13 protein-coding genes and 1 pseudogene are annotated in these 18,518 nt (G+C 34.4%); 9 read left to right on the plus strand and 5 right to left on the minus strand.

Going from position 1 to position 18,518, the window contains the following annotated elements:
* Positions 1–1,015: 1,015 nt before the first annotated feature.
* The 5 genes from ACFIMA_RS07310 (at position 1,016) to lpxK (ending at position 7,156) form a co-directional block, all read left to right on the plus strand.
* The gene (locus ACFIMA_RS07310; RefSeq protein WP_375612375.1) at positions 1,016–2,347 is read left to right on the plus strand and encodes a TldD/PmbA family protein; all 1,332 of its coding nucleotides are present in this window, start codon (positions 1,016–1,018) and stop codon (positions 2,345–2,347) included.
* Positions 2,334–3,140: a 3'(2'),5'-bisphosphate nucleotidase CysQ gene (locus ACFIMA_RS07315; protein ID WP_375612376.1), complete on the plus strand. Its 807-nt coding sequence runs from the start codon at positions 2,334–2,336 to the stop codon at positions 3,138–3,140. The genes ACFIMA_RS07310 and ACFIMA_RS07315 overlap by 14 nt, the downstream gene beginning before the upstream one ends.
* 46 nt (positions 3,141–3,186) lie before the next feature.
* Entirely contained in the window at positions 3,187–3,432 is a 246-nt protein-coding gene (locus ACFIMA_RS07320; RefSeq protein ID WP_375612377.1) for a DUF4170 domain-containing protein, read from the plus strand.
* A 1,371-nt stretch (positions 3,433–4,803) separates the two neighbouring features.
* Complete coding sequence (gene waaA / locus ACFIMA_RS07325; protein ID WP_375693285.1) at positions 4,804–6,126, plus strand: lipid IV(A) 3-deoxy-D-manno-octulosonic acid transferase; 1,323 nt, start codon at positions 4,804–4,806, stop codon at positions 6,124–6,126.
* On the plus strand, positions 6,116–7,156 hold the full coding sequence (gene lpxK / locus ACFIMA_RS07330) for a tetraacyldisaccharide 4'-kinase (protein WP_375693284.1): 1,041 nt from the start codon (positions 6,116–6,118) through the stop codon (positions 7,154–7,156). The genes waaA and lpxK overlap by 11 nt, the downstream gene beginning before the upstream one ends.
* 19 nt (positions 7,157–7,175) lie before the next feature.
* On the opposite strand, the gene ACFIMA_RS07335 is transcribed toward lpxK, so the two are convergent.
* Together ACFIMA_RS07335 and mutL are read right to left on the minus strand one after the other, a co-directional pair.
* Positions 7,176–7,412: a DUF2093 domain-containing protein gene (locus ACFIMA_RS07335; RefSeq protein ID WP_375612380.1), complete on the minus strand. Its 237-nt coding sequence runs from the start codon at positions 7,410–7,412 to the stop codon at positions 7,176–7,178.
* A gap of 109 nt (positions 7,413–7,521) precedes the next feature.
* The gene (mutL, locus tag ACFIMA_RS07340) at positions 7,522–9,375 is read right to left on the minus strand and encodes a DNA mismatch repair endonuclease MutL (RefSeq protein ID WP_375613514.1); all 1,854 of its coding nucleotides are present in this window, start codon (positions 9,373–9,375) and stop codon (positions 7,522–7,524) included.
* Positions 9,376–9,613: 238 nt separating this feature from the next.
* Here mutL and ACFIMA_RS07345 point away from each other — a divergent pair, with 238 nt between their 5' ends.
* Together ACFIMA_RS07345 and lldD are read left to right on the plus strand one after the other, a co-directional pair.
* On the plus strand, positions 9,614–10,702 hold the full coding sequence (locus tag ACFIMA_RS07345) for a 2'-deoxycytidine 5'-triphosphate deaminase (RefSeq protein WP_375677978.1): 1,089 nt from the start codon (positions 9,614–9,616) through the stop codon (positions 10,700–10,702).
* Between the two features lie 1,152 nt (positions 10,703–11,854).
* Entirely contained in the window at positions 11,855–13,006 is a 1,152-nt protein-coding gene (lldD, locus tag ACFIMA_RS07350) for an FMN-dependent L-lactate dehydrogenase LldD (RefSeq protein WP_375632491.1), read from the plus strand.
* 1,148 nt (positions 13,007–14,154) lie between these two features.
* Here lldD and ACFIMA_RS07355 read toward each other — a convergent pair.
* Positions 14,155–14,280: a hypothetical protein gene (locus ACFIMA_RS07355; protein WP_375612384.1), complete on the minus strand. Its 126-nt coding sequence runs from the start codon at positions 14,278–14,280 to the stop codon at positions 14,155–14,157.
* A 342-nt stretch (positions 14,281–14,622) separates the two neighbouring features.
* On the opposite strand from ACFIMA_RS07355, the gene ACFIMA_RS07360 reads away from it, so the two are divergent.
* Together ACFIMA_RS07360 and ACFIMA_RS07365 are read left to right on the plus strand one after the other, a co-directional pair.
* Positions 14,623–14,952, plus strand: a complete 330-nt coding sequence (locus ACFIMA_RS07360; protein ID WP_375672074.1) for a hypothetical protein — start codon at positions 14,623–14,625, stop codon at positions 14,950–14,952.
* Positions 14,953–15,682: 730 nt separating this feature from the next.
* Positions 15,683–16,116: pseudogene (locus tag ACFIMA_RS07365) on the plus strand (integrase); the annotation flags it as partial.
* A gap of 637 nt (positions 16,117–16,753) precedes the next feature.
* On the opposite strand, the gene ACFIMA_RS07370 reads toward ACFIMA_RS07365, so the two are convergent.
* Together ACFIMA_RS07370 and ACFIMA_RS07375 are read right to left on the minus strand one after the other, a co-directional pair.
* A complete protein-coding gene (locus ACFIMA_RS07370; RefSeq protein WP_375612386.1) occupies positions 16,754–16,981 on the minus strand; it encodes a hypothetical protein in 228 nt (75 codons plus the stop codon).
* A complete protein-coding gene (locus ACFIMA_RS07375; RefSeq protein ID WP_375612387.1) occupies positions 16,978–17,640 on the minus strand; it encodes a lysozyme in 663 nt (220 codons plus the stop codon). Before ACFIMA_RS07375 ends, ACFIMA_RS07370 begins: the two co-directional genes overlap by 4 nt.
* Positions 17,641–18,518: the final 878 nt, after the last annotated feature.

The following is an 18,518-nucleotide window of genomic DNA, read 5'->3' on the forward strand; positions in this document are numbered from 1 at the left end:
AAATTCATTGAATTTTTTTATATATAAAAGCTTATAAGATGCTTTCTTCATTGAAAATGAGAAAGGTTCAGAAGTTCATTACTTCTCTTATGATGTAGGTCCATATCGTCATAATATTTGCCTGTTTCTAATGTTGCAATATTTTTTGCATTTAAAATCTTCATAAGAGGCATTTTGATTTCTTCTTAAATAGTTTTCATTCATACGCCCCTTACTTATGATTTGCTCGCAAATAGTTGTGATTGACTCAACATGAATAGGTTCGAAACAGAGAGAATTTTATGATATTAGGCTTTTTTATACAAATTACAAAACAATAAATTATAAGTATAAATCAAACTGTTAATTTTATTGAAAGATTACAAGATAATTTCTTGATTACTTTTAAATATAAAAAATGAGTTCTTTATGATATTACGTCTATTAGGGTAAAGAAGTTTATGACTGCTCATTTTGTTGAAACCATAATAGAAGGAAATATTTTTTACTCTGTTTAAGTTTTGTTTCATTTACAAGAGTGCCGTCTCATTATGAGAGAGTTTATAGAAGCAAAGAAGTGTATACAAATATAAGGCATTTTCTTGATTCTTGCTTGGAAATTAAAGAATGCTATAGGAAAGAGATGAGGTAAGTTTTTTACTACCCAGAGGAAGGAAGACCTGTGATTTAGATCATTTTATGCTTTTCGAATTTTTGAGGATTTTGGCTTAAATTCAAGTGTTATAGCTAAGACTTTTGTTAATTGCCAATTGTTCTGTTGATTTGATTGTCAGTGGAGATTTGGCTCCTAAAATGATAAGGGCCCATGAGAAATCTTGAAACTAAAGAGATTTTACGGCATATTACGTTTTTTCATAAAGAAGCTAAAAGGGAAATGATTTAATGCATTAAAAGAAAAAGAATGCATGAATGTGCATAATCTTATGAATCAATACACAAGAGTTATATTCTGATTTGTATAAATTTGTCAGAATGCTTATCAATGTAAATAATAAAATATTTTAGGGAGTCTATAATGACTGACAAAAACCAGATTGAGAAAGCTGTTTCGCTGGTTGAAGCAGCAAAGCGTTCTGGAGCAGATGCTGCTGATGCTGTTATTGTTCATGCTCATTCTACCAGTGTATCAGTTCGTTTTGGGAAAGTCGAATCGACAGAAGCAGCAGAGAGCAATGATTTTACTCTAAGGGTTTTTGTTGGAAAAAAAGTAGCAAGTGTTTCTGCTAATTTAGGATCTTATCCGCAAGAACTTGCGGAACGTGCTGTTGCGATGGCTAAAGCTTCTCCCGATAGTTTATTTGAAGGTTTGGCAGATAAAGAGTGTTTGGTTAAGTATCCTAAAGATCTTGATCTTTTTGATGATTTTGTACCCAGCAGTCATTTTTTAACAGAAGATGCTTTAAAAACGGAGGCAGCAGCTCTTGATGTTAAAGGTGTAAGCAATTCTGGTGGCGCTGCAACAGCTTATGGCCGTAGTGGGTTTATTCTTGTGACCAGCGATGGTTTTTGTGGAGCCTATCGCTCAAGTTGTTTTTCACGTTCTTGTAGTGCTCTTGCAGGTGAAGGAACACAGATGGAGCGGGATTATGATTATACAACAGCCTTACATTTTTCTGATTTAGAGGCAGCAGAAACTGTGGGAAAGAATGCAGGGCTTGGTGCTGTTCGACGTTTGGGTGCAGTTCGTGCGGCGACTGGGAGCGTTGATGTTATTTTTAATCCGCGTACGGCTCGTGGAATTGCAGGGCATATCGCATCTATGGTCAATGGAGCCTCTGTGGCTCGAAAAACGAGTCTTTTACAGAATTTCCTAGGCAAGGAAGTGATGAAGCCTAATGTTAATGTAACCGATCAACCTTTGCGATTACGTGGAAATGCTTCTCATCCTTTTGATGGAGAAGGGGTAGAGGGGCAAACACTCAATATTATTGAAAATGGTATTTTAAAAAATTGGCTTCTTTCATCATCTACAGCACGTGAATTGGGACTTAAAACAAATGGACACGGTATGCGTTCGGCATCATTAGTGCAGCCGACCAGTACAAATTTTGCTATTGAACCGGGTTTAGTATCACCTTGCGATATGATAAAAGATTTGCGAAATGGATTTTATGTGACCGAATTATTCGGTCATGGCATTGATTTTATTACTGGTCAGTATAGTCGTGGGGCTTCCGGTTTTTGGATTGAAAATGGTGAAATTGCTTATCCGGTAAGTGAAGTAACGCTAGGTTCTGATTTGCTTCATATGTTAGCACATTTAACACCTGCCAATGATATTGATCGGCGTTATAGTACAGCTGCTCCAACATTGTTAATTGAAGGGATGACACTTGCAGGAAAATAACACGCATCATTCTTCTGATTTAAATCTTTTGCGTGATGTTTGTCGAGAGGCAGGAGATTTAGCAATGCGGTATTTTGGATGCACGTTGGATGTCTGGATTAAAGAAGGTAATTCCCCGGTTAGTGAAGCAGATTTTGCTGTTGATCATTTCTTGAAAGAGAGGCTTCTTGGAGCTCGTCCAAATTATGGATGGATTTCAGAAGAAACAAAAGATAATCGAGAAAAACAAGATTATTATGAGCGCTCTTTTGTTGTTGATCCTATTGATGGAACGCGTGGTTTTCTTTCTGGCAATCCTTATTGGTGTATTTCGGTTGCCATTATTGAGAATGGGCGTCCTATTGTGGGCGTTCTACAATGTCCGGCTCAAGGAGATGTTTATACAGCTGTAACAGGTGGAGGGGCAACATTAAATGGGATAAAACTTCCTCGTTTAGCCTTTGAGGTTCATCGAAAATATAAAATTTCACTTGATAAATCGCTCGCACAAAAATTACCAGATGATTTTCTCAATCAAGTCAGTCTTTACCATTATCTTCCTTCTCTTGCTTATCGTATTGTTCTTGTTGCTCAAGATGAAATTGATATCGTATTAGTTCGTCCAAATTGTCATGAATGGGATATTGCCGCTGCTGATCTTATTTTGCAGGAGTGTGGAGGGTGTTTTTTATCGCTTGATGCCCCTTTACTATCTTATGGAATTGAACCTTACCAGTATGGACTTTTAATTGCTGGTAAAAATAATTGCTGTCAAGATATGATAGATGTTGTTCGTCAAACAAAGTTAGTTTAATCACGTAAAAGCGCGCTAAGATAATCTAAATGATATGGAGGCACATATGACTGAAACCAAAGAAAAAAAACAATATTTACATCTTGTATTTGGTGGGGAATTAAAAAATCTTAACAGTAATCAATTTAAGAATCCTGATGAGTTAGATGTGGTTGGTATTTTCTCAGATTATCAATCCGCTCAAGAAGCATGGCAGGCAAAAGCACAAAGCAGTGTAGATAATGCATTACAACGTTATTACATTGTAGATTTGCATCAGTTTCTTGATGCTGAGTTAGGCGATGCAGAATAAAGCTTGAATATTTGGTCATTATAACCTGTAGATTGCTTCATGCTTTTGTTTAGTCGTCCTTTTCATAGGTACGTTCTTCGGGTAAAATAGAATGCCGTAAAAAAGAATATGCTTGTTGTTTAAAATTCATATGTTTTTTTAAGAAACATCTCCCAAAGCACCCAAGCCCATTTCATAATAGTGTCCGTGCAAGGTATAAAATCCATTATTGCACTACCATCTTTACGCTTAATAAAAATGCAAGACAGTTTCTATCAACCTATTTACAACAGCAATATTATCATGACAGCTATCACTCGAAGTTTATGATTATATTGTGAATAGTCACTCTGCTTTTGAATGGGGTATGAGACACTAATGCGTTAAGATTAATAAAAAGAGTAGCATTATTAATGATAGCAATTACTACTCTGTTGAGATCATTAGCACTCGTTACTTATCTATTGGAATTTTTTCAACGAGTTATTACTATAAGCTTAGAAACCATGAAAGTCGTTAGAAACTTTACCAAAATTAGAAACTTAGAGAAACTGAATAGATTTATGAAGTTAACTTACCTCATAAGGATTTCTTGAGTACTCATTTAAAACTACAATCTATAAGTTAATCATTTTGTGTTGATTATATACAATCTTAAAAGGAATAATATATCATTGCGACCTCCTGAAAAGAGAGGATTTAAAATTTTGAAAACTCTTATTTAAATTGCTTTAAGACTTTTAAGAAATTCTCTATTAAACAAGATTAGATTTTTCTGGATTACCTTTAAGAGATTATATCACAATTTAAAATGAGAACTCTATACTATTCAAAAGTTTTTTAAGGTTAGTTTGACATATTCATTTTATTGAAATGAAATAATAGAGATTGAGCTTTCTTTTAAACACATTTTATTTGTTGTATTTATATTCGGTTGTAATGTCTATATGGGTTATTTTTTGAAAAATTGATAATACCTAACATATGTAAAAATAAGCTTTTTCTCTAAAATACCAACGTGCAAAATTCAAAGTCTCATTAAAATCATAAGAAGTATTTATTCAGTGAGTTGAAAAAATTGATACAATCTATGTCATAGGTTTATCATTTATATTTTAAAAATTATAATCGACTGAAATGTAGTTTTGTTATTTTTGAATAAGATTTTTTATAGGGTGCAGAATGAAGTGATAAAATCGATATAAGTTACAAAATTTAATTAAAAGAGATTTAAATAATGTGTATATGTATTGAATTGTCTCATGGATTAAGCTTTTTTTATTTAAGATATGGATGATATTAAAAAATATGGATGCAACCAATAGTGTTGATGAATTTTTTAACAAAATAAGTATATAGATATCTTAAAATAGCTGGATGAGGTGATTTTAAATGGTAGAATTAAAGGCACATACGGCTCTTTTAAGCTATCGAATGATTGGTTTTTGCTTATGTCCTGTTATTCCTTTTTATTTGTTCTTTCGTGCTATTCGTGGAAAAGAAGAGTGGTGTCGCAAAAAAGAGCGTTTAGGTAAAAGTTCTCATATACGCCCCCAAGGTTCGTTAGTTTGGTTGCATGCAGCAAGTGTTGGAGAAACACTTGCACTTGTTCCACTTATAAATTATATTTTATCATTGGAAATCAATGTATTATTGACAACTGGGACGGTGACATCTTCTACTCTTGTGAAAAAATATTTTGGTAATAGGTTGATTCATCAATATGCTCCTTTGGATTTAGATTTTGCAGTGCGCCGTTTTATTCGTCATTGGAAGCCTGATCTCGTCTTAATTTGTGAATCAGAAATTTGGCCTCTTCGTATTAAAGAACTTGCAAAAATGCGTATTCCGCAGATTTTGGTTAATGCCCATATGTCTGAACGTTCTTTTAAAGCTTGGCAAAAACGACGTGTTCTTGCCAAACATATTTTTAAGGATATTGATTTGGCGATTGGTCAAAATGAAAGAGATGTAGCTTATTACCATACACTTGGCGTAAAATCTGTTACATTTTCTGGTAATCTCAAGGCTGATGTTTTTCTGGTTGAAAATCAAGAATTGCTTGCACGTTATCGTAATGCTATCGGCAATCGCCCAGTTTGGGCAGCGGTTTCAACGCATGAAGGGGAAGAGGAGATTGCTTTTGAGGTCCATAAAATTGTTAAAAATTATTTGCCAGATTTATTAACAATTATTGTGCCTCGTCATCCAGAACGTTCAGAAGATCTTATCAGAAAATGCGATAATAAGGGGTTAAGTTTTATTCGTAGAAGTAGAGATGCTGTTCCAAACATGAATACCGATATTTTATGGGGAGATACCATTGGAGAAATGGGACTTTTTCTTCGCTTATCGAAAGTTTCTTTCGTTGGTAAATCGTTATGTGGAAATGGTGGACACAATCCATTGGAATTGGCTTTGCTTGGTTCCGCTATTTTGACAGGGCCTCATGTTTCAAATTTTCAAGAGATGTTCAAACAATTTCTAACGCGTGATGCAGCATATATGGTTCAAGATACAAAACAGCTTGCTATTCAGGTGTATAAGCTTTTAACAAATGAAACATTGCGGCAAGAAATGGTTGATAAGGCTCATGAAGTGGCAACAGGTATGGCAGGTGCATTTGAGCGCACATTAAAGATTTTAGATCCATTTTTACAACCCCTTGTAATACAAACAGGTTTACGTCAGCGTCAGGGTAGATATGCATATTAGCGCCCCTCGTTTTTGGTGGAAAAATAAAAGCTTTTTGCGTTTTGTGTTAGCTCCAGTTTCATGGGGGTATGGTTATTTTTCAAGTCGTTTTATGACAAGACAGCCTCCCGTGATTGATCTGCCAGTTTTGTGTATTGGAAATTTTACATGTGGTGGTGCGGGTAAAACGCCGGTTGTTATTGCTTTTACAAAAGTGGCTAAAGAACTTGGTTTCGTACCTGGTATTATATCTCGTGGTTATGGTGGATCAGTTAAAGGGGTACATCTTGTAAATGAAAAATATGATACTCCATATAGTGTTGGAGATGAGGCACTTTTACTTGCACGGCATGCTTTGGTAGCTGTATCACCTAATCGTTATGCAGCGGCACAACGGCTTAAACAAGAGGGATGTAATCTTATTTTAATGGATGACGGATTTCAAAGTCGCCGTCTTTATATGGATTATGCGTTACTCGTTGTTGATGCGATGCGCGGTTTTGGTAATGGAGCTGTCTTTCCAGCAGGACCTTTGCGCGTACCATTAAAAACGCAGTTTTCTTTTATGGATAGTGTTTTATTGATTGGTTACTCCAATGCGCCTGATAATGTCGCTTTTCTTGTTTCGCGTACTGGAAAGCCTTTATATCGTGCTCATCTTAAAGCCAGTGCCTCTGATGAGGTTTCAGGAAAATCATTTTTGGCATTTGCTGGTATTGGCAATCCAGATAAATTTTTTAAATCTATTAAAGAATTGTCTGGTGATGTGGTGCAAACTTATATATATCCAGACCACTATTTTTTCACAGATAAAAATTTAAAAAGCCTTATACAAAAGGCTAAAATGCACAATTTATGGCTAGCAACAACAGCTAAAGATTATACCCGTATACAGACAATTCACATGCAAAAAGATTTGAAAAATCTTATTATCTTTGATGTGAATGTCGATTTTGTTCAAAAAGACTTCTGTCGTATGGTCCTTGAAGAGGTCATAACCCGCTTTAGAAAACGTTCCCTTGAATTTTCTTGTCTAAAAGGCAAAGGCTAAATTTATAGCTTTTGAGGGGTTATTTTTCTTTTGTTTTTAACAATTGCTTGAGATATGGGTTGCACTCAAGTTCGCGCTGATAGGAGATTTCACAACTAGCATATGCTTCTTGGCGGTGATGATTCCAATATTTTAAATCATCTATAGGGATTTTTTGCCCGCTAACAGCACAAATGGTATAGGTACCATATTCTATAATGTCATATCCGTTATTAGAATAATAAATTTTTGCTTCGCGTTCACCATTGGGAAACATTACAACTCCTTTTTACTTGATACAAGAGATTCAAGAAAAGTGCCATAAAATATATTATAAAGTCGAGAGTTAATTTTAAAATATTTTTCTTGTAAAAATGAAGAAGGGCTTATTTTCTGCCAAAAAGCCGTTCTATATCTGCTAATTTGAGTTCAATATAAGTAGGGCGTCCATGATTACATGTACTTGTATTAGGTATTGCCTCCATTTGTCGTAATAGTGTGTTCATTTCTTCGGGGCGTAAAAGGCGCCCTGACCGTATTGAGCCGTGACAGGCCATCGTTGCTGCAACATAATCAAGCATTGCTTTTAAATTATTTGTTGTATCATACTCAGCAGCCTCATCTGCGAGATCTTTAATAAGGGCTTGAACATTGATCTCTCCTAACATGGAAGGTGTTTCACGCACAACAATTGCTCCTGGTCCAAATGGTTCTATTCCTAATCCAAATTTTTGCAAAGCATCTTTATGCGTTAAAAGGCATGTTGCATCCTCTTCAGAGAGTTCTACAATTTCAGGAATAAGTAATAACTGTGAAGGAAGTGGTTTGGAATAAAGTGCATTTTTGAGTGCTTCATAAACCAATCGTTCGTGAGCTGCATGCTGATCGACAATGATCAAACTATCTTGTGTTTGGGCGATAATATAGTTTTTATGGATTTGTGCTCTGGCCGCTCCTAATGGATAAGATAACTCTTCTGATGAAGATGTCGTGCTTGGAATGTATGCATCCCCACTTGGTGTATTTAAGCCCTCCATAATAGGAGCGGCATCTTCTTTTAAATCAAAAGAGTGAGTACTATCCAATGGTTTTTGGACCATTGAAGCACTGGTAAAATGATGAGGTTGTGAACTGTAAGAAGAGAACTGGTGCGTGTTCTTAAAACTGCCTAATGGTTGTTGTGCTAATGATTGTTGTGTTTGAAATGCAGCAAGCATTGCTTCAGAACGGGTTGAAGTAGGACGAATACCAGATTGCTGCAATGCTTCACGAATAGCTCCAACAATCAAACCACGAATTAATCCTGGATCACGGAATCGTACATCAGCTTTGGCTGGGTGAACATTAACATCTACCTCAGCAGGTGGGAGGTCAATAAAAAGAATAGCGACAGGATAACGATCTCGTGTCATGACATCAGCATAAGCGCCTCGGATAGCGCCCCATAGAAATTTATCACGCACGGGACGTCCATTAACATAAGCAAATTGATGAAGGCTGTTATTTCGGTTGAAAGATGGCAAACAGGCAAAACCTGTTAAGCGCACCGCTTCGCGTTCAGCATTCAGCGCAATGCTATTAGGGGCGAATTCTTTTCCCATAATCTGCGTAATACGTTGTAATTGTCCTTGAATATTATTTTCTGTAGCAGACAATTCCATAGATGTTCTGTCTAGTCCTGAAAGAGAAAAGCGGATATGTGGAAATGCGATAGCAATTCGCTTAATCATATCGCTAATAGCATTTGTTTCAGCCCGATCAGTTTTCATAAATTTTAATCGTGCTGGCGTGACAAAGAAAAGATCACGAACTTCAACAATTGTTCCAAGATTCGCAGCAGCTGGTTTGGGTCCTACAATTTTTCCTGCAGTAACGGAAATTTCAGCAGCGCTCTCAGCATCTTTTGTTCGTGAAATGAGTTTAAGTTTAGCAACAGAACCAATAGAGGGGAGGGCTTCTCCTCTAAATCCAAGGAAGCAGATATTGTGTACGTCATCGGTAATCTTTGAGGTACAATGGCGAGAAACTGCTAAAGTTAATTGATCTGCAGGAATTCCATAACCATTATCACTCACCTTTATAAAATTTTTTCCACCATTTGCTGTAATAATTTCAATGCGTGTTGCACCAGCATCAATAGCGTTTTCAACAAGTTCTTTGACAACATTTGCTGGTCGTTCAATAACTTCACCGGCGGCGATTTGATTAATAATATTTTCGCTAAGATGGCGTATAATCATAATAAATTCTAACAGGAATCTTAAGGGTTCTATAGAAAATTATGATAACATCATTTGCGAGACATTCAAGAATAAGAGAGCATGAGAGGTATTATTTTTACAATACCTCCTATTTTATTTTATGTTAACAAGTCGGTTGGAAAAAACATAAAAATAGTTTTTATCACTTTAAAATAGCTTGCACCAGTTTATCATCTAGGTCAAAAAAGAAACAATGTAAAAAGGAAAGGCAATATATATGGCGCGTATAAGTGGTATTTTAGCAGATAGTGATATACAAGCTTTGATCGAGAATAACTTTCTCAAGGCTCAGTATCCATTTGATAGATCTCAAATACAACCAGCAAGTCTTGATCTTCGTTTAGGGGAGAAAGCTTATCGTATACGTGCTTCTTTTATGCCGGGACCTGATACAAAAGTTTTGGATAAGCTTGAACGGTTAAAGTTGCATGAGTTTGATTTACGAGGTGGAGCCGTTTTGGAAACGGGGTGTGTTTATATTGTTCCTCTTTTAGAAAGTTTAGCTTTACCAGAATTCTTATCTGCTGTTGCCAATCCCAAAAGTTCTACAGGACGATTAGATATTTTTACACGTGTCATTACGGATAATGCTCAGGAGTTTGATAAAATTTGTGCTGGTTATCATGGTCCACTTTATTTGGAAATTAGTCCACGCACATTTCCAATTTTGGTGCATACAGGCTCACATTTATCACAGCTTCGGTTTAGAAAAGGGCAAAGTTATTTAAATGAAATAGAGTTGCATACTTTGCAAAGGCAAGAAACACTGATATCGGATGATTTTCCTAATATTAGTGTTGGTGGTATTGGTCTTTCCATTAATTTAAAGGGAAACGAAAACGGGCTTATAGGTTATCGTGGTAAACATCATACAAGTGTTATTGATATTGATAAACGTGCCGTTGCCCACGTTTTAGATTTTTGGGAACCTCTTTTTGATCGTGGTCAAAGGGAGTTGGTTCTTGATCCTGATGAATTTTACATTTTAGTTTCACGAGAGTCTGTTCATGTGCCTCCGCTTTATGCCGCAGAAATGACACCTTTTGATCCTTTAGTTGGCGAGTTTAGGGTGCATTATGCAGGCTTTTTTGATCCAGGATTTGGGCATAAGGAGGCGGGTGGAAAAGGAGCAAGAGCGGTTTTAGAAGTGCGGAGCCATGAAGTTCCTTTTATCTTAGAGCATGGTCAAATTATTGGCCGTTTGGTCTATGAGCATATGCTTAATCGACCATCAACCCTTTATGGACATGATGTTGGATCACATTATCAAGCACAGGGTTTAAAGTTGTCCAAGCATTTTAAATGAGTTGGGAACCACGAATTTTGATAACATGTATGCAGAAAGCGTATTTTAGATAAAAGAAAATTTTGTGCTTCGCAAAACTGGCGTCATGCATTCTATTTTTAATTTCCAAGGTTATCTCATTTCTTGCATTTGAGAGGGTATGAGAGGCATTTTTACTTCTTTTTTCAAGAGGTTCTATCTATACGAACTCCATTTATGATGTGCAAAAGAATAGTTTTGATTATTTCATCGTGACAAAATTTACAATGAAAGAATTTTACTATATTCAATATGTTATTCATATTTATTATTATAATAAATCAATAGGTTAATAAAATTCAATATAACAGTAGCTACTCACTTTTCAAAGTAAATATGCGAGATTGGATGCTGCAATTGACTCAATTTTTCTAGAGTGTAATAACCAGTATATTTTATTCCGTATAAAAATTATCCTTAAGAGTTAATAAATAAGTTTTCACTCCAGTTTAGTAACAATTATTTTCAATAAACATTGTTCTAATTTTAGTAACTCATTTATAGCCTCAAGATATAATATTGCTAGAAAATTATTCAATTAAATATGAAGGTTTCTATTGGTATGAACATTAAAAGTTTTTATGCTTTATATGAATTAGGCACTATATATTTTTATAAACTTTCATGAATAAGTAACAGATCTCAGTTTTGAATATTGATATAAGAAGATTTCTGCATGTATGCGACAGCTTTATTTCCAGTATTAATAAAGGATTTTTTCATCTTTTGGAGGAGATTATGATTTATACTTAATGACACTCTATATTCTTAATAACTGATAATGTAAGGATCTTTGGAGGGAGAAGCGACTTTAAATTATGACTAATTAAGCTACGGAGCAATCGCTTTCGAAGAGGGATTGCTTTAAAGAGAGTATAACATTTTAATTGCACATGAAGAATATATGAGTAGATACGTTATTAATGATACTTCATACTGTGAGATTTTAAATTTGGATAAGAGCAATAAAGACGTTGTTTTTATCAATTAGTTTTTTTAGAAAGTTGCAGTCTCTGTTGCTTCTATCTATTCAATAGAGTGCTTTGGGAGAATAGCGAATAGGTAGGTACATGGATTCGCTTTTATGCGTTTTAGGATGTTTTCTCTTTTCATTTAGGAACAATGGTGCCATCAATGATTATTTCTTCAACACTTGATTATCGTAAGGCAGCAAAGCGTCGTCTTCCTCCCTTTCTTTTTCACTATATTGATGGTGGGGCTTATGCTGAAGAAACGATGCGACGTAATTGTACAGATCTTCAAGCACTTGCATTGCGTCAAAGGATTCTAAGGCAAGTTGGTGAAGTTGATCTTTCAATCAAGCTTTTTGATCAGACACTTGATTTACCGATTGTACTTGCGCCTGTTGGGCTAACGGGCATGTATGCACGTCGTGGAGAGGTAAAAGCAGCGCGTGCCGCAGCGGCAAAAGGGATTCCTTTTACTCTATCCTCTGTTTCAGTTTGTCCTATTGCGGAAGTGCAAGAAGCGGTTGGAGGTGCATTTTGGTTTCAACTTTATGTTCTCAAAGATCGCGGTTTCATGCGTGATGCACTAGAACGGGCTTGGTTGGCTGGTGTACGCACGTTGGTTTTTACAGTTGATATGCCAATTCCTGGTGCACGTTATCGTGATGCGCATTCGGGAATGTCTGGTCCTTATGCTGGTTTACGTCGTTTTTTACAAGCTTTGACTCATCCATATTGGGCTTGGAACGTTGGTGTTATGGGGCGCCCTCATGATCTTGGAAATGTCTCTGCTTATCTCAAAAAGAAAATTGCATTGGATGATTACGTTGGTTGGCTTGGTGCAAATTTTGATCCATCAATTGGTTGGCATGATTTACAATGGATTCGCGATTTTTGGAAAGGAAAAATGATTTTGAAAGGTATTCTTGATCCAGAAGATGCACGAGAAGCAGTAAAATTTGGTGCGGATGGTATTGTTGTTTCTAATCACGGCGGACGTCAGCTTGATGGTGTATTATCAACAACACGAGCGTTGCCTGCAATTGCGGATGCTGTAAAGGATTATTTGACTATTTTAGTGGACTCAGGTGTTCGTTCTGGTCTTGATGTTGTACGCATGATAGCACAAGGTGCGGATGCTGTTATGATTGGCCGTGCTTTTGTTTATGCGCTTGCAGCAGCAGGTAAGAAAGGTGTTATGCATCTCCTTGATCTTTTTGCCAATGAAATGCGGGTAGCTATGACACTGACTGGTACTCAGACAATCAAAGATATTACACGCAAGAGTTTAGTAAATATAGATGTTTTTAAGCAATGAAAGCAATATGTTATACTTCTTTCAGAAAAAGAAAGTCTTTTTATAGAGGAGCATAATTATATATTTTAAAAATATGTTGACAGTTAAAGTTAAATAGAAAAGATCAATAAGCTCCTCTATAAAATCACAGAAAATACTCAGTAACTACAATAATATTAAGTATTAATAATAATAAACACGAAAAAAAACAATAATAACATTGCATACATATTTTATTTACTTTATTAAAAGCTCATTCTACGGATAAAAAGGAACAAGCGCTGATATTAAAGGTAAAACAACTGTTGATATAGAAAAAATAGATATAAATAATGCTGTGAGCATTTTTCCCTCCTATATATAAAAAACATTAAAATATAATATGTTAATTACTTCTTTTCCATATTGGCATAAAACGTAAATTTATAAAATCCATTTAGTTTTATTTTAATATAAATAATATTAGTTATAGCATATAAATAAAATTATTAAAAATGTCAATATGTATTTATTTTAATCTATAATTATAATAAAAAATGTATCTAATAAATAATATTTCTATAATCTATATATTATTTATATTAAGTTCATTGGATAATATATTATATGGATGTGATATTGTTTTTATGGAGTACATTTTTAAGCAATGAAAAAAAATATCCGTACTATCTTTAAAAAAGCTCGTTTACTGAGAGCAAAACTGCGTGAATTAATGTGCTTTTCTTTCTTGTTTTCTCAATGATTTATGATGTTTTTGAACTGGCGAGCATATTAGGAAGCAGTTGAATATTTTTTGTATAGTATGTCATTTCTAACACTATTTATGCGTTCTCGATTGATTTTATAACTTGTTAAAATATCCAGTTCATTTTTATTGCAGATGGGGATGGAGGGGGGCCTAATGATACAAATTGGCATAGAATGTTTTGTTCCATAAGCGATTTAACAATTGCATCTCCAAGCTTCTCCTTTGATACTATGCTCTTCATAGACAACAACAGATTGGTGAGATTGGCATAACTCTAGCACTGATCTATTATCTCAAAGTTGAATTGTTGGCACACTTGTAAGCGTTGGGATAACTTCATGTTTTTTGAATCTCTTTAGCAACATCAAGACAAATCTGAACAGTTTCTTCAGTAGCAAGTAAGAGAACATCTTTTCCTTTTTTAAACAGAGGTTTTGCTGATATCAATTTTTGAAGCATTTTTATGAATATTCATAACAGCACGCTTTCCTAAACCTATATAAATAGGTACAAGATTACTCAGAGTAGAAAGAATTACAGTTTCCATTTGATCGAATTTCTACTCGTAAGTAATTGGATAATATTTACTTTATCGCTGAATAAAAAAGAAAAGTTTTTCTCTCTTTAAATAGAGGATGGATTGTCATCTAGCCAATAGGGATAGTTTGCGAGAAATTTGTTCGATGCAAAACGACTTAACATTGCAGTTACTTTTTATCATTTGAAGCTGTGAAAAGAAGGCTAAGATAGATGAAAGAATGTAAAAAATGATGGATACATTTTAAGATAAAAAATTATCATTCTGTTAATTCCACACCAGTTGCTGCTGATATTGGTAACAAAAGAAATTTGATCAAAAAAATATCAAAATTATTTGAGGACATTCCTCATGGCATGTAGACTAAACCTTTTTGTTGGTATGAGTGATATTTTCTTTGAACAGAAATTGATTCTATCTCCTGAAATCAGCAATAATCTCTCAGGTTATGTCGTAAACTTTTTAGGGATGTTACAACGCCACTATCGTCCTTTTATGAAAAATTTAGCATTTCAGATGAGCAGTTGTGAGGAATTTCAACGTTTAATACAGCAAGATCCAGAAACTCTCACGGATTTAGAACGGGCTTCAAGATTTTTATATTTACAGCGATTAAGTTTTAGAGGGAATGTAAATCGTACGATGAGAGTAGAAAACCATCGTAGCGCGCGGGGGGCTTAAGCCCTTCCAATTTGAATGCGTGCTAAAACTTATTTTCCACTGTTTAGCAGGTGTTAGCATTGAACATTTAGACTGGTCTGATTTTATTGTGCGTTATGATCGCCTAAAAATCTTGTTTTATCTTTCACCACTTTAATTGTGGTTTTGAAGGTTATTAAAGAAAGGATTTTTATAAGCGGGAGGATTATCAGCCGATGTCTAAGCTGCTTGCATAATAAGAGGGAGTTTTTTGTCTTTAAACAATATGCTAGAAATTCAAAAAACTTTAGTTAACTTTATACACCATCTTATACAGACTGCTCTGCAAATAACACAATTGCTGGTAAGGAATGGGGCATCACCAATTTTGATTTCTAAAAAAGAAACAATACGTATTAAATAGTCTTTAACTTTACAGACTTTTTGAGAATCCTTTCAGAATCTTTTGAAAAAAGTGAACTGATAGAAGATATTTCTATCAAAATATAAAAACTTTTCTAACAAGTTAGGAATAAATCTAAAAATATACATTAAATATAAAAACAGTACGATATGTAGGCAATCTGGGCTTTAGAAACAAGAATCAGAGCGTATAAAGATGCATAGAGGTGAGATTGAGACATATCATTTTTATGATTCAATAAAAAATAAAAATTAAAGAAAAAATTTTATATCAAAAATTTAAGGTGGTTTAAAAGGTGGACAGGCAATGCATGGAAGGATGAGCGAGAAGGTGAATTAGGGGAGAGCGATTTATAGATTATCAGTATCTTTGTAAAAGTATCTTCTCAAGATAAATATTGTGATGAAATAAGATTGTAGTTGAATGTTCGAAAAGATAATACGCACTCTTAATTTTTCCGTTATACACATCACAATAAAAGCCGTGAAAGGCACGGTCTTATTACAAACTTTCTCTAAAAGCAGTACATGAGTTTGCAAGATATTACCGTAATATTTTAAAAGAAGGATTTTATTTCAGAAAAAAATTATCTTAAAATAGTAAAGCAATATTTTTCAAGAAATTGCTAAGCGACTTTTGAAAGTAAAAAAGCTAAGTTAAAAAATAAAAGCAAAAATGGTTGCTGGTTTTCTCGACTGGAGTTGCATGTCATTTCCCACATAGGGAATTTACCTATAGACAAATTAACAGCCAAGATCATTCACAATGTTTTCCCGCCACTTTAGCATGAAAAAGCAGATACAGTGCGAAAGTATTTGCCTTATCGTCAACACCATTATTATAATTAGGAAGCTGAAGCAACGTCATTTACAAATCACATAAAAGCCTTACCATTATTCATTATATAGCTCCGTAGATTTCTTTTCTTCAAGCATGCCAGCTCCTAGATGTTATTTTTGTTGAAAACAGAGCCTTTGTGTATGATCAGTTCTTTGAACGACGATAGTAGTGCAATCCATAAAATCTTTTCTCATCTTCTTTTGATAGGATAACAAAGATGCCCTTAGAATACATCAATAGACTCAATCATTTTACACAAACATAATCTGTTGAATCCTTTAGTTTCAATTCAGACACCTCAGTTACTCTAATTAAATCTAATCGACCACCAGAGTGTTTTAATCCTTTAAGTGCTTTTACTTTTAATCTGAATGTATCCACCTCTTTCAAATCTTTTCATTGATTGATGTTTCAGAGGAATTATATTTTTATCACTTTATTTTCCGTTTATCTCTCCAACCACATAAACGTTCACCTTGTTCGTTATGTTTTAAAATATCTCTCGCCAAATTTGGACTAATGACATTGATATCTTGTCGATTCAAATAAATTGGCAGCCATCCAATACAAGAAGTTCGTTCATTGGTCGCGCAACCAGCTAGAAAGCTTAGTGCGCACATCAGCATCACTTTTCTTATTAATTTCATTTTCTACCTCAAGCCGTGTTGTCGCTATCTTGAAATCTTCTTTTGTTTGCTTTTGCTTCTCAACTTTTTTCCCAAGAAAAAAGGCTTTGACTAAAGCTATAAGAAAAGCTGCTATGAGCGCTGACGTCATTGTCAGATATTTTTTTATCCATAAAATCATAGACGGTGTTCCTGAAAACGTTTAGCAATGTATATCATAGCCGTACAAGCGGCTAAAACCATAATGCCTGCTAGAACCCATTGAACAGGACCATTTCCTGCAAAAAGACCTCCAAGCCCTGAAAAAGAACCTATGATTGGTGCAAGAGCTTCTACTTTGCAAATACCTGTTACGCCTTCTGGTTCTACTACATGATAATTGGGGGCAACATGAGCTCCTTTTGCCCACAATCCTGCTTCGGTTGCTCGGCGATTGACAAGACCTTGGATACGTTTTCCTCCCACTCTTGTCCATTTTTGCAATTCGGTTGGTATCGCTTCATATTCACCTTTATTAAGCTTTTTTAAAAGTGTAGAACTACGAAATGCTGTGATTCCTACATTATAGCAAAATGATACTAATGCCGCGAATTGTTCATCGTTTAAAGGAACGGTAACGGCTTTTTCAACAACAGCTTCATACTCCCTCAAGTCCTGACAAAGGATTTTTTCAGCTTCTTTTTCCGTAATTTGCATATCTTTGTGAACACTTGGGGCACCAGCAGCACTTGTATGTCCATAACCAATTGTCCAGACACCACCAGAATCTTCATAAGCTGATAAACGCAAGCCTTCCAATTGCTTAATCAATACAAGCCCTTCTTTTGATATTTTTCGCATTATTTTTACCTATAAAAAACTACACAAAGCAGGATATGAATTAAAAACTTACATCTACTCATTTTTAAGAACAGAACAGCGAAAGGGCATAATAAATTCAAAACATCCATAGTGGATTATTTTAAGATCTATATCATTTTTTTGAATAAAGATTATGCTAAATACTATTCATTTTGCAGCAATTTATCTCCATCTAAAGACAATAACTTTATAATAATTCCATTTATAATCAGATAGATTTCACTCATAAATTCTTACAGTTGATCCAGAATGATTTAGAAGAACTTTACTTGAAAAAACTTCAATAATTCCAATGACAAAAAGCATTTTTAACAAAAAATAAGAGACATAATAATTAATGAAATAATTAGGTGTTGATTTTTAAGTAATTTCAAAAGTCATAAATTGCACCACAGAATTTTTTTATAAAAACAAAAAAACATTATAATTTAACATTATATATCTAAAAATTATCTTAGAATCAATAAAACATATACATAACGTGTTATACATATTTAATAAAAAAATCTATAGTTAATTTAATTATTCTTTGTTTTTTCCCCTAATTGCTTAATTTCATTAAAAAATACCTTTATGAAGGATTTTAAATAAACTGTTACATAAAAAACATAATGGATATTTCTCCTCTCTTACAGTCTGTTTCCAACTGAAACAATATATTAGTGGAGCATATTCAATATATAGACCAATGATATTTGATAGTTTTTTTAAGAATATTGTACTGTAATAAATTTGAACAATTAGTTCGGTTTCATATATTTTCTTTTTCATATGAAGCATTTGGTAGGGCGTTCGGGTCCAATGGTATCATCTTTGTCTGGTGTTGTATTGGCTACGTTTCCAGCAGCCTCTTAAAC

The organism is Bartonella sp. AP88HLJMH, from assembly GCF_042195605.1.
In the GTDB taxonomy this organism is placed as follows: Bacteria; Pseudomonadota; Alphaproteobacteria; order Rhizobiales; family Rhizobiaceae; genus Bartonella.

Excerpts from the sequence above, each read along its gene's own strand:
- ACFIMA_RS07370 (WP_375612386.1), bottom strand. The coding sequence starts at position 16,981 with ATGATTTTATGGATAAAAAAATATCTGACAATGACGTCAGCGCTCATA.
- waaA (WP_375693285.1), top strand. The coding sequence starts at position 4,804 with ATGGTAGAATTAAAGGCACATACGGCTCTTTTAAGCTATCGAATGATT.
- lpxK (WP_375693284.1), top strand. The coding sequence starts at position 6,116 with ATGCATATTAGCGCCCCTCGTTTTTGGTGGAAAAATAAAAGCTTTTTG.
- ACFIMA_RS07320 (WP_375612377.1), top strand. The coding sequence starts at position 3,187 with ATGACTGAAACCAAAGAAAAAAAACAATATTTACATCTTGTATTTGGT.
- ACFIMA_RS07355 (WP_375612384.1), bottom strand. The coding sequence starts at position 14,280 with ATGGAAACTGTAATTCTTTCTACTCTGAGTAATCTTGTACCTATTTAT.
- ACFIMA_RS07375 (WP_375612387.1), bottom strand. The coding sequence starts at position 17,640 with ATGCGAAAAATATCAAAAGAAGGGCTTGTATTGATTAAGCAATTGGAA.
- mutL (WP_375613514.1), bottom strand. The coding sequence starts at position 9,375 with ATGATTATACGCCATCTTAGCGAAAATATTATTAATCAAATCGCCGCC.
- ACFIMA_RS07345 (WP_375677978.1), top strand. The coding sequence starts at position 9,614 with ATGGCGCGTATAAGTGGTATTTTAGCAGATAGTGATATACAAGCTTTG.
- lldD (WP_375632491.1), top strand. The coding sequence starts at position 11,855 with ATGATTATTTCTTCAACACTTGATTATCGTAAGGCAGCAAAGCGTCGT.
- ACFIMA_RS07310 (WP_375612375.1), top strand. The coding sequence starts at position 1,016 with ATGACTGACAAAAACCAGATTGAGAAAGCTGTTTCGCTGGTTGAAGCA.
- ACFIMA_RS07360 (WP_375672074.1), top strand. The coding sequence starts at position 14,623 with ATGGCATGTAGACTAAACCTTTTTGTTGGTATGAGTGATATTTTCTTT.
- ACFIMA_RS07335 (WP_375612380.1), bottom strand. The coding sequence starts at position 7,412 with ATGTTTCCCAATGGTGAACGCGAAGCAAAAATTTATTATTCTAATAAC.